We start from the raw sequence: 11,933 nt of genomic DNA on the forward strand, positions 1-11,933 counted from the left end.
CGGAGAAACCCCTTTCTGCCATTTCCGTCAAGATGGAAGGTCTGACGTCTACCATCATACCATGCTCCCTCGACAAAAACTAGCCATCCGTATTGTCTCCGGAAAAAGACAGAAAAAACCCAGCAACTAGGCTGGGTTATGAGCTCCATTTGACCGAACGGGCCATTTCATCCGGCACAACGCGGACGAACTCTCCTTCATTGTACGGATAGCCGGCTTTCGTAATCTTCACTTTGACAAGTTCACCGACCATTTCCTCGGTTGCCGGGAAGCGGACTTTCAAATAGTTGTCTGTATAGCCGACGTACAAATCCGGCCGCTCTTTGTCGCGCTCTTCCGGGATGACCTCGAGCACTTGCCCTTCAAAACGGGAGGCGTACTCTTTCGCCAATTGATCGGACAGAGCGATCAAGCGGCGGACGCGGTCATGCTTCGTTTCTTCATCGATTTGGTTCGGCATGCGCGCCGCCGGCGTGCCGGTCCGCTTCGAATAAGGAAAGACATGCAGCTCGGAAAACCGTTGTTCACGAATAAAGTTGTACGTCTCCATAAATTCGTCTTCCGTCTCGCCTGGGAAGCCGACGATGACGTCAGAAGTCACCGCCAGCTCTGGAAACACTTCGCGCAGCCGGGCGAGCCGCTCCGCGTAAAATTCCACCGTATATTTGCGGCGCATCCGCTTGAGCACCGTATTCGACCCAGACTGGAGCGGAATGTGCAAATGGCGGACGATTTTCTCCGACCGCTTCAGCACATCAATCACTTCATCGGTGATTTGGCTCGCCTCAATCGACGAAATGCGGAGCCGCCGGAGCCCCGGCACTTGCTCGTCTAAATCGCGCAACAAGGACGCAAAGTTATAGTCTTTCAGATCGGTGCCATAGCCGCCTGTATGAATGCCGGTCAGAACGATTTCTTTATAGCCGGCGGCAACCAACTGGCGCGCCTGGCGGATGATTTCCTGCGGATCGCGCGAGCGCATTAAGCCGCGCGCCCACGGGATGATGCAAAACGTGCAGAAGTTGTTGCACCCTTCTTGGATCTTAAGCGACGCCCGCGTCCGATCCGTGAATTCCGGCACATCCATCTCCTCAAAAACGCGCGTTTTCATAATGTTGTGAACAGCGTTGATCGGCTGGCGCTCGCGCTGGAACTGCTCGATGTACTCTAAAATTTTATGCCGGTCTTGCGTGCCGATGACAATATCAACGCCCGGAATGGCCATGACCTCAGCCGGCGATGTTTGCGCATAGCAACCGGTCACGCAGACGACGGCGTCCGGATTACGGCGCACCGCACGACGGATGACTTGACGGCTCTTTTTATCGCCGGTGTTCGTCACCGTGCACGTGTTGATCACATACACATCCGCACGGCTTTCAAACTCTTTTCGCTCGTAGCCGGCTTTTTTAAACAGCTGCCAAATCGCTTCGGTTTCGTAATGATTGACTTTGCAGCCTAGTGTATGAAAAGCCACTGTCGGCATCTTGTTCACCTCGCTCTACCCCCCGCTTAAGGATCAGCGGGACCGAACTTTTATAAGAAACAGCCAATGTTGCTCACTAAGCGCGCTCCGCTTCGCCGTTCGGCGCGCGCAGCTCCCATTCATAAGAGGCGGCGGAAAGCAAATAGAGCGGAGCTGTTTCGGTCCGCAAAATGCGCGGCCCAAGGCTGCACGGCGAAAAACCGTGCTGCCGAAGCTGTTCTGCTTCTTCCGGGCTGAACCCGCCTTCCGGCCCGAAGACAGCCAGCAACGCGCCGCCCGGACGGAGGCGGGAAAGAAGCGCCGGAAGCGCGGCATGCCGGGCGTTTCGCGCCTCTTTTTCGTAGGCAAACAGCCGAACATCGACCGTTTGGCCAAAGGCGAGGAGCTCAACAAACGAAAGCGGCGCCCGCACGTCCGGCACCACCGTTCGTTCAGCCTGCTCAGCCGCTTCTTTCGCGATTTTTTTCCATCGCTCGACTTTTTTCTCCGCCTTTTTCGCGTCCCATTTCACGACCGACCGGGCGGCCTCGAACGGAAGAAAGCCGGCGGCGCCGAGCTCTGTTCCTTTTTGGATGACGAGCTCCCACTTTTCACCTTTCGGCAGCCCTTGGGCGATGTAGATGCGCACCGGCAGCTCGCTTCGCTCCTCTTTCCATTGTACAATACGGGCTTGCACATGCTCATTGGCAATTTGTTCAATTTCACACACCGCCGTGCGCCCGTCTGGAAAGACGCAAATGATCCCGTCCCCGGCTTCATGCGCATGACGCGGGCGATATGATGGGCATCATCGCCGCTGATCGCGACGATCCCGCCTTGTTGCGCCTGGCCGGAAACGAAATAGCGCTGCACAGCCATCCCTTCTTTGCTTACGGTTTCATGGCGACAACCGCCACCCAGTCTTCCATCACGTTGATTTCCTCAATGGCAAAGCCGGCGGCAAGCAACCCGTCTTTGACGTCCTGCTTTTTCGCCTGAATGATGCCAGACGTGATGAAGCGGCCGCCTGGCTTTAACAACCGGTAGGCGTCACCAGTAAAGCGCAAAATGATTTCCGCTAAAATATTGGCGACGATCACATCAGCCGGTTCCTCGATATGGTCGAGCAAATTGTTTTGTGAGACCGTTACGATATGCTGCACCTTATTGAGCTTCACGTTCAGCCGCGCGCTGTCGACCGCCACCGGATCCAAATCGAGCGCCCGCACCGACCGAGCGCCAAGCATCGCCGCGGCGATGCTTAAAATGCCGGAGCCGGTGCCGACGTCAATGACATGATCGCCGGGGCGCACGTACTTTTCAAGCGCCTGCAGACACATGACCGTTGTCGGGTGCGTGCCGGTCCCAAACGCCATGCCCGGATCCATTTCGATGATCAGCTCATCACGAGACGCCGGCTCGTACGTTTCCCACGTCGGCACGATCGTAAACTTTTCGGACACTTTCACCGGGTGATAATGCTTTTTCCACGCCGTTGCCCATTCCTCTTCATTTACTTCGCTCAATGTAATTTTATTTTTGCCAAGGTCGATATCATACAGCCATAAATTGTTAATCGCCTGCTTAATTTGTTCGACCGTTTCGCCAAGAAAACTGTTGACCGGCAAATATGCCTTAATGATCACCCCTTCTTCCGGATAGTCGTCCGGGTTGAGCTCGACGATCTCGCCGTACCAGTCGTCCCGTTCTTTGACCAAATCGTATGGGTCTTCGATGACGACGCCGCCGGCGCCCGCTTCATGCAAAATGTTCGAAATCGCCTCGACCGCCTCATGCGTCGTATGAATGCTGATTTCTGACCATTTCATCGCGCTTACGCTTCTCCTTTAAACGCCTTTTTGACTTTCTCAAAAAAACGGCCGTGCGGCCCGTCGTGCATCGTGTCCCCGCCGAGCCGATCAAACTCGCGCAACAGCTGCTTTTGCTTTTCGGTCAGCTTCGTCGGCGTCACAACGCGGACAATGACGTGCTGATCGCCTTGGCCGTAGCCGCGCACGTTCGGCACCCCTTTTCCCTTCAAGCGGAAGCGCGTGCCCGTTTGCGTGCCGGCCGGGATTTTCAGCTTTACATGGCCATGGAGCGTCGGCACTTCGATCTCATCGCCGAGCGCCGCCTGGGCGAACGACAACGGCACTTCGCAATAAATATCGTCGCCGTCGCGTTTGAAAAACTCATGTGGTTCGACTCGGAAGATGATGTACAAATCGCCCGGCGGCCCGCCATTGACCCCTGGCTCCCCTTGGCCGGCGACGCGCAGCTGCTGGCCGTCGTCGACGCCGGCTGGAATTTTGACGTGAATTTTTTTCCGCCGTTTGACGCGTCCCGTGCCGCCGCACGTTGGGCATTTCTCCGGAATGTACCGGCCCGTGCCGCCGCAGACGGGACATGTCCGGCGGTTGACGATGCGGCCAAATGGCGTCGCTTGTTCGCTTGTCACTTGCCCGCTGCCGTGGCAATGCGGACAAGACGTCGGGCTTGTGCCCGGTTTCGCTCCGCTGCCCTGGCACGTGTCGCACGTCTCTTCCCGCGGAATTTCAATTTCCGTTTCTTTTCCGAACGCCGCTTCTTCAAACGTAAGCGTCATCATATACTCGACATCCGCGCCTTTGCGCGGACCGCTCGCCCGCCTGCGCGGACCGGCGCCGAAAAACGTTTCAAAAATATCTTCAAAACCGCCAAAGCCGCTAAAGCCGCCGAAATCAAACCCTCCGCCTTGGAATCCGCCGCCGCCAAACGTTTCGTTCGGGTCGGCATGGCCGAAGCGGTCGTAGCGGGCCCGCTTTTCATCATCGCTTAACACTTCGTACGCCTCTTTAATTTCCTTAAACTTCTCCGCGGCGTCCGGGGCTTTGTTCACATCTGGATGATACTGCTTCGAAAGCTTTCGATACGCTTTTTTGATCTCGTCTTTCGTCGCGTTTTTGCTGACGCCGAGAATCTCGTAATAATCGCGCTTCGCCATCGTTGATCATCCACTCCCGATTCACTCACATAAATTTAATTTTATCATTTCCCTCTGCGGCAAGGCAATATGTCAATGCTAGAAAAAAAGTCAAAGCCAAGGCAGGCCTGACTTTGACTTTCGGTTGCATTATTTATCGTCGTTCACTTCTTCAAACTCGGCGTCCACCACGTTGTCTTTATGATTGGCAGCGCCGCCTTGCGATCCTGCACTTTGCGCCTGTTTCGCTGCTTGTTCATACAGCTTGATCGACAGCTGCTGCACCGCTTCTTGCAGCGCGTCTTTTTTCTTGCGGATGTCGTCGATGTCATTTTTCTCGAGCGCCGCTTTCAACGCCTCTTTCGCATCCTGCGCCTTCTTGATCTCATCGGCGCTCACTTTTCCTTCGACTTCTTTTAACGTTTTGTCGGTCATGAAAATGAGCTGGTCGGCTTCGTTGCGCAACTCGGCGGCTTCTTTCCGCTTCCGGTCGGCTTCGGCGTTTTCTTCCGCTTCTTTAATCATGCGCTGAATTTCTTCTTCCGACAGGCCGGACGACGATTTGATCGTAATCGACTGCTCTTTGTTCGTTCCTAAATCTTTGGCGCGCACATGAACGATGCCGTTGGCGTCAATATCAAACGTCACTTCAATTTGCGGCACGCCGCGCGGCGCCGGCGGAATGCCGGTCAGCTGAAAGCGGCCGAGCGATTTGTTGTCCGCCGCCATCGGGCGCTCTCCTTGCAAGACGTGAATGTCGACCGTCGTTTGATTGTCAGCCGCCGTTGTGAACACTTGCGATTTGCTTGTCGGGATCGTCGTGTTCCGTTCGATCAGTTTCGTAAATACGCCGCCCATCGTTTCAATGCCAAGCGAAAGCGGGGTCACGTCAAGCAGGACGACATCTTTCACTTCGCCGGCGATCACCCCGCCCTGGATCGCCGCACCGATGGCAACGACTTCGTCCGGGTTGACGCCTTTGTGCGGCTCTTTGCCAAGCTCGCGCTTGATCGCTTCTTGGACAGCTGGAATGCGCGTCGAACCGCCGACCAAAATGACTTTATCAATATCGGCTGGCGTCAAGCCGGCGTCTTGAAGCGCCTGGCGAACCGGCCCCATCGTCCGCTCGACGAGGTGGGCGGACAACTCTTCAAATTTCGCTCTTGTCAACGTCATTTCCAAATGGAGCGGACCGTTTTCATTGGCGCTGATAAACGGAAGCGAGATTTGTGTCTGCGTGACGCCGGACAGCTCTTTTTTCGCTTTTTCCGCGGCATCTTTCAAGCGTTGGAGCGCCATTTTGTCTTTCGACAAATCGATGCCGTGCTCTTGCTTGAACTGATTGACCAAATAATCGATGATCACTTGGTCGAAGTCGTCGCCGCCCAAATGGTTGTCGCCGGCCGTCGCCTTCACTTCAAACACGCCGTCGCCAAGCTCCAAAATCGAGACGTCAAACGTCCCGCCGCCTAAGTCATAGACGAGAATCGTTTGGTCTTCTTCTTTATCAAGGCCGTAAGCAAGCGCCGCGGCCGTCGGCTCGTTGATGATGCGCTCGACTTCGAGGCCGGCGATGCGGCCGGCGTCTTTCGTCGCTTGGCGCTGGGCGTCGTTGAAATACGCCGGCACCGTGATGACCGCACGCGTCACCGGCTCGCCCAAATAGTCTTCGGCGTACGACTTCAAGTATTGCAAAATGATCGCCGAAATTTCTTGCGGCGTATATTGCTTCCCTTCGATTTCGACTTTGTAATCCGTCCCCATATGGCGCTTGATCGAGATGATCGTGTTCGGGTTCGTGATCGCTTGCCGTTTGGCGACTTCGCCGACTAGGCGTTCGCCGTTTTTAAACGCGACGACCGACGGGGTCGTGCGGTTTCCTTCCGGATTCGGAATGACTTTCACTTCGCCGCCTTCTAACACGGCGACGCAAGAGTTCGTCGTTCCTAAGTCGATGCCGATAATTTTGCTCATCACTGATCACCCTCCGTTTCCGTTTATTGGCTTACTTTGACCATGGCGGGCCGCAGCACGCGGTCTTTCAGCTTATAACCTTTTTGCAGCTCCTCAACAACCGTGTTCGGCTCATAGCCTTCCGCTTCCGCCTGCATGACGGCTTGGTGCAAATAAGGGTCAAACGGCTTTCCGACCGCCTCGATCGCCTCGACGCCTTCTTTCTTCAAGGCGTCAACAAGCGACCGGTACACCATTTCCATCCCTTGCAAAATCGATTTCGCCTGTTCGTTGTCCGTCTCTATTTTCAACGCGCGTTCAAAGTTGTCAAGCACCGGAAGCAAATCGCTCGCCAAGCTTTGGGCGCGGTATTTTTCAGCCGCTTCCATCTCCTGGCGCGTCCGGCGGCGGAAGTTTTCAAAATCGGCGTACAGGCGGAGATACCGGTGTTCCATCTCTGAAAGCTTCGCTTCCAATTCGGCGATCTGCGCCTTGGCCGCCGCCAACTCCTCGGCCGTTGGCGCTTTTTCCGCCGGCTCCGCCGCTTCCTCCCCACCGGCCTCTTCAAGCGGAACGCCGCCTGATTCCCCTCGGGCTGCGGGGCGGCTTTTTCCTCGATCGGTTGCTCCCGCTCCGGCTCATCGTATGTAGCTTGTTCCATCACTTGTTTTTCTCCTTGCTCCATCGCTTTCACCTCCCTGCCGGGGCTCTTCCCTTTTATGTATCAATGGCCACAAGGAAAGGATGGATGCGCGATCCATCCGTTATCCAATATGGCCATTCTTATTGACTTTGATACCATTTCGCGAGCGCGGCCGACAAATCGGAAGCGACACGGTTTAAGACCGTGATGACGCGCGAGTATTCCATGCGCGTTGGACCAAGAATCGCGATCGCCCCGAGCGGCTCATCGCCGACCGAATAGGTCGCTGTAATCAAGCTGCAGTTTTCCATGCCGCGCAGTTCGTTTTCATGCCCGATCGAAACCCGCACTCCTTTTTGGGTTTGCTTGCGGAGCAGGCGATAAATGTCTTTTTCCTGCTCAATGATGTCCAGAAGCGGGCGCACTTTTTGGATGTCGCTGAACTCCGGCTGGTTGAGCATATTCGCCTTGCCAGCGAAAAACACTTTTTCTTCTTCAGGGGCATCGAGCGTCTCCATGAGCGTATTGAGCACGATGTCGTAGTTGCGGATGTGCCGGCGCAATACGTCGGCCACTTCCGTCTCCATTTTTTCTTTCAAATCCATGAGCGGAACGCCGGCGAGCCGCTCGTTGAAAATGTTGACCATTTTTTCGAGGTCGCCTGCGTCCATTGATGACGGAATCGTCACGACCCGGTTTTCAACATGGCCGGTGTCCGTCACGACGATGGCGACAGCTGTCTGCTCGTTGAGCGGAACGATTTGCATCCGCTTCAGTTTGCTTTCTTTAAACGTCGGCCCGAGCGCAATGGATGTATAGTTCGTCAGCTCGGATAAAATTTGCGCTGACTTTTGCATCAGTTTTTCCAGCTCATAGATGCGCTCAGCAAACACAGAGCGGATTTTTTGAATGTCCGCCCTTGTCAGCCGCTGCGGCGGCAGCAAATGGTCGACGTAGTAGCGGTACCCTTTTTCCGACGGCACACGGCCGGAAGAAATGTGCGTTTTTTCAATATAGCCGAGCTCCTCCAAATCCGCCATCTCATTGCGGATCGTCGCCGAGCTGAACGCGATTTGATGCTTTTTCGATAACGTCCGCGAACCGACCGGCTGCCCAGAACGAATGAAATCGTCGATAATCACCTGCAAAATCAGCAGTTGGCGGTCCGTTAGCACGTGTCTCACCTCTGTTAGCACTCGAACAATTCGAGTGCTAAATCTACTACTAGGGTAGCAAATCGCCCGGCAAATGTCAATGTTTACATTTCGCAAAGGAACGCGGCAAACACTTCATTGCCGAGCAGCTTGCCCCGTTTTGTCAAGCGGATGTGAGTCTCCGTTTCCTCGAGGCGTCCGTTTTCGATTTCCCGGCGGATCGCCGCGCCAAATATGTCATGGAGGTCGCGGCCGAACTTTTGCCGAAAGCAGACTTTGGACACCCCTTCCGTCTTGCGCAGCCCTAAAAACATTTCCTCTTCCATCTGCTCGCGAACGGTCAAGCGGCGCACATCGCGGTGCGGCCATTGGCCGCGTTCGATCGCGCTGATGTAATGCCGGATGGGGCCGATATTCGCCCGCCGCACCCCATCGATATAGCTGTGCGCCCCAGCGCCGATGCCGTAGTACTCCTCATTGTTCCAGTACGTCAAGTTGTGCCGGCTTTCAAATCCCGGCAAAGCATAGTTGCTGATTTCGTATTGCCGATAGCCAGCGGCAGCCATCTGCTCCATCGCCGCTTCGTACATCTCGGCTTCCATCTCTTCGCCCGGTAGACGGAGCCGCCCTTTCCGCCATTCGTTATAAAAAATCGTCCTTGGCTCCAAAATGAGGGAATAAGCAGAGAGATGCGGCACATGAAGCGAAAACGCCGCTTCTAAATCGGCCGTAAACTGCTCAAGCGTCTGCCCCGGCAAACCGTACATGACATCAATGCTGATGTTCTGAAACCCGACTTCTCTGGCCAACGCTACAGCCCGTATGACGTCGCCTCGCCGGTGCGTGCGGCCGATCGTTTGCAGAAGCTGATCGTCAAATGTCTGCACCCCCAGGCTCAGCCGATTCACTCCGGCATCGCGCAAAATAGCGAGCTTTTCTTTCGTCAAGCCGTCCGGGTTGGCTTCGACGGTAAATTCGGCCGTTTGTGGGTCAAACTGAAAATGGCGGTGGATGCTCGCAAGCAAACAGCCGAGCTGCGTCGGCTCAAGCACCGTCGGCGTACCGCCGCCGATAAACAGCGTCTTGAGTTGGCTGCCAAATTCCGCCGCCGTCCACGCCATTTCTTTGTCCATCGCTCGCAAATAGTCGTCAATCGGCTGGCCGGCGGCGAATACTTTGTTAAAATCGCAATAATGGCAAATATGGGCGCAAAATGGAATATGAAAATACGCTGAAACGGCCATCGGTCCTCCTCCTTTCAGCCGGCGGCGCCGCAGGAAACAAACAAGGCTATCCCCAACGGAGACAGCCTTGCTCGTTATTTTTTCTGGTCGTCGATTTTCAAGACGGCCATAAACGCTTCTTGCGGCACTTCGACCGACCCGATTTGTTTCATCCGCTTCTTTCCTTCTTTTTGCTTCTCAAGCAGCTTCCGCTTCCGCGACACGTCGCCGCCGTAACATTTTGCGAGCACGTTTTTGCGCAACGCTTTGATTGTCGAACGGGCGATGACCTTGTTGCCGATCGCCGCCTGCACCGGCACTTCAAATTGCTGGCGTGGAATCAAATCTTTCAGCTTTTCAACGATCGCTTTGCCGCGCTCGTACGCAGAGTCGCGATGAACGATAAACGATAAGGCATCGATTTTTTCGCCGTTTAGCAAAATATCCATCTTGACGAGATTGGACGGCCGGTAGCCGATCAATTCGTAGTCGAATGACGCGTACCCTTTTGTGTTCGACTTTAAAGCATCGAAAAAGTCGTAGACGATCTCGGAGAGCGGAATATCGTAAATGAGCATGACGCGCTTTTCATCCAAATATTGCATATCGACAAACGTGCCGCGCTTTCCTTGACACAGCTCCATCACCGGCCCGACATAGTCGTTTGGCACCATGATCGTCGCTTTCACATACGGCTCTTCAATGCGGTCGATTTTTTGCGGGTCGGGCATGTTCGTCGGGTTGTCGACGTCAACTTCCGTTCCGTCGGTCAAATGCACCTTGTAAACGACGCTCGGCGCGGTCGTGATCAAATCGATATGAAATTCGCGCTCGAGCCGCTCTTGGATGATTTCCATATGAAGCAAGCCGAGAAATCCACAGCGAAAGCCGAACCCAAGCGCCTGCGACGTTTCCGGCTCAAAGTGGAGCGCCGCATCGTTCAATTGCAGCTTCTCGAGCGCCTCGCGCAAATCGTTGTAGCGCGCCGTATCGATCGGATACATCCCGCAAAACACCATCGGATTGAGCTTCCGATAGCCCGGGAGCGGTTCAGCTGCCGGCCGTTCGGCATCGGTGATCGTATCGCCGACGCGCGTATCTTTCACGTTTTTAATCGAGGCAGTCAAATAGCCGACATCACCGACCGTCAATTCATCGACGACTTTTTGCTTCGGCGTGAACACGCCGACTTCCGTCACTTCAAACTCTTTGCCGGTCGACATCATTTTAATGCGCTGTCCCGGCTTCACCGTTCCGTCGACGACGCGGACATAGGCGACAACGCCGCGGTACGGGTCATAAAGGGAATCAAAAATGAGCGCTTTCAGCGGCGCATCCGGATCTCCCGAGGGAGCCGGAATTTTTTCGACGATTTTTTCCAAAATTTCTTCGATGCCGATGCCGACTTTGGCCGAAGCAAGCACCGCGTCAGAGGCGTCCAAGCCGATGACATCCTCAATTTCTTGACGCACACGCTCCGGTTCGGCGCTTGGCAAATCGATTTTGTTAATGACCGGCAAAATTTCCAAATTATTATCGATCGCCAAATACACGTTGGCGAGCGTCTGCGCTTCAATACCTTGCGCCGCATCGACGACCAAAATCGCCCCTTCGCAGGCAGCCAAACTGCGCGACACTTCGTACGTAAAGTCGACATGGCCCGGCGTGTCGATCAAATGGAAAATGTACTCTTCGCCATTTTTCGCTCTATATGTCAACTGGACCGCATTCAATTTAATCGTGATGCCGCGCTCGCGCTCAAGCTCCATCGTATCGAGCGTCTGCTCGCGCAATTCGCGCTCCGACAACGCCCCCGTTTTTTCCAAAATGCGGTCCGCCAGCGTCGATTTTCCGTGGTCAATGTGGGCAATAATCGAAAAATTGCGGATCCGTTCCTGCCGTTTCAACCGTTCTTCCCGGTTCATCGTCTCTCACTCCTGCTTCTTCGCAAAACTACACTAGCTTTGATTATAGCAACAGCGCGAAGAAGATTCAATGATGAACGAAAAGCCAAGCCGCCGTTCGAGCTTTCCGGAAAGACGCGAAACAGAAAGAGCCGCGCCAAGAAAACAATCGACAATATGGAAAGCGCAGCACTTTGTGCTCCAGCCGGCGGACGGCGTAAAAAAGAAAAAGCCGCCATTGTGACGGCACGTTCCTGTTTCGTCCGCACATGAACGGGCTAGTCCAACACCCGGCCGACGAGCGAAAACAGCATTTCCATGAGCACGGTGACGGCATCGGCAAAAAGCTGGCCGAGCCTAGAGAACAAGTTGAACGTTTTCAGCTCGCGAATCGTTTCTTGCTTTTCTCCTAAATCTCCAGCAACGACCGGCCGGCCAAACACCACCGCTTCCACCTCACCATTTTCCCTTTTTTTCATATCGATGACGGATGGAAACGACGGATCGGCATAACCGCGCATCCGTTCCATGCCGCGATGCGCCTCTTGCATGCCAAACAACACGCCGAAAAAAAGAAGAAAGATCGCTAGAGTAAAGCGGATGAACCATCGTGCCATAGTGACGCTCCT

8 protein-coding genes and 2 pseudogenes are annotated in these 11,933 nt (G+C 54.7%); all 10 read right to left on the reverse strand.

From position 1 onward, the window contains the following. Positions 1–136: 136 nt before the first annotated feature. Positions 137–1,486, reverse strand: coding sequence for a tRNA (N(6)-L-threonylcarbamoyladenosine(37)-C(2))-methylthiotransferase MtaB (mtaB, locus tag A0V43_RS10390; protein ID WP_015375437.1), 1,350 nt, complete (start codon positions 1,484–1,486; stop codon positions 137–139). Between the two features lie 76 nt (positions 1,487–1,562). Beyond that, positions 1,563–2,338, reverse strand: a pseudogene (locus tag A0V43_RS10395) (16S rRNA (uracil(1498)-N(3))-methyltransferase). 17 nt (positions 2,339–2,355) lie between these two features. Further along, complete coding sequence (prmA, locus tag A0V43_RS10400) at positions 2,356–3,294, reverse strand: 50S ribosomal protein L11 methyltransferase (protein ID WP_063193049.1); 939 nt, start codon at positions 3,292–3,294, stop codon at positions 2,356–2,358. Positions 3,295–3,299: 5 nt separating this feature from the next. Next, positions 3,300–4,448: a molecular chaperone DnaJ gene (gene dnaJ, locus A0V43_RS10405; protein WP_013524167.1), complete on the reverse strand. Its 1,149-nt coding sequence runs from the start codon at positions 4,446–4,448 to the stop codon at positions 3,300–3,302. Between the two features lie 129 nt (positions 4,449–4,577). Continuing rightward, positions 4,578–6,401: a molecular chaperone DnaK gene (gene dnaK / locus A0V43_RS10410; RefSeq protein ID WP_011231983.1), complete on the reverse strand. Its 1,824-nt coding sequence runs from the start codon at positions 6,399–6,401 to the stop codon at positions 4,578–4,580. Between the two features lie 23 nt (positions 6,402–6,424). Then, positions 6,425–7,065 (reverse strand): annotated as a pseudogene (grpE, locus tag A0V43_RS10415) (nucleotide exchange factor GrpE). 98 nt (positions 7,066–7,163) lie between these two features. Further along, positions 7,164–8,198: a heat-inducible transcriptional repressor HrcA gene (hrcA, locus tag A0V43_RS10420; RefSeq protein ID WP_063193050.1), complete on the reverse strand. Its 1,035-nt coding sequence runs from the start codon at positions 8,196–8,198 to the stop codon at positions 7,164–7,166. Positions 8,199–8,281: 83 nt separating this feature from the next. After that, positions 8,282–9,421 carry a radical SAM family heme chaperone HemW gene (gene hemW / locus A0V43_RS10425; protein ID WP_015375442.1) on the reverse strand — a complete coding sequence of 380 codons (1,140 nt, stop codon included), beginning with the start codon at positions 9,419–9,421 and terminating at the stop codon, positions 8,282–8,284. 74 nt (positions 9,422–9,495) lie between these two features. Beyond that, complete coding sequence (gene lepA / locus A0V43_RS10430) at positions 9,496–11,325, reverse strand: translation elongation factor 4 (RefSeq protein WP_015375443.1); 1,830 nt, start codon at positions 11,323–11,325, stop codon at positions 9,496–9,498. Between the two features lie 257 nt (positions 11,326–11,582). Continuing rightward, the gene (locus tag A0V43_RS10435; protein ID WP_063193051.1) at positions 11,583–11,921 is read right to left on the reverse strand and encodes a YqxA family protein; all 339 of its coding nucleotides are present in this window, start codon (positions 11,919–11,921) and stop codon (positions 11,583–11,585) included. Between the last annotated feature and the right edge of the window lie 12 nt (positions 11,922–11,933).

Source organism: Geobacillus sp. JS12, assembly GCF_001592395.1.
In the GTDB taxonomy this organism is placed as follows: domain Bacteria; phylum Bacillota; class Bacilli; order Bacillales; family Anoxybacillaceae; genus Geobacillus; species Geobacillus zalihae.

Bases quoted from the DNA above. Each gene is read 5' to 3' on its own strand.
- prmA (WP_063193049.1), bottom strand. From the start codon at position 3,294: ATGAAATGGTCAGAAATCAGCATTCATACGACGCATGAGGCGGTCGAG.
- lepA (WP_015375443.1), bottom strand. From the start codon at position 11,325: ATGAACCGGGAAGAACGGTTGAAACGGCAGGAACGGATCCGCAATTTT.
- A0V43_RS10435 (WP_063193051.1), bottom strand. From the start codon at position 11,921: ATGGCACGATGGTTCATCCGCTTTACTCTAGCGATCTTTCTTCTTTTT.
- dnaJ (WP_013524167.1), bottom strand. From the start codon at position 4,448: ATGGCGAAGCGCGATTATTACGAGATTCTCGGCGTCAGCAAAAACGCG.
- hemW (WP_015375442.1), bottom strand. From the start codon at position 9,421: ATGGCCGTTTCAGCGTATTTTCATATTCCATTTTGCGCCCATATTTGC.
- mtaB (WP_015375437.1), bottom strand. From the start codon at position 1,486: ATGCCGACAGTGGCTTTTCATACACTAGGCTGCAAAGTCAATCATTAC.
- dnaK (WP_011231983.1), bottom strand. From the start codon at position 6,401: ATGAGCAAAATTATCGGCATCGACTTAGGAACGACGAACTCTTGCGTC.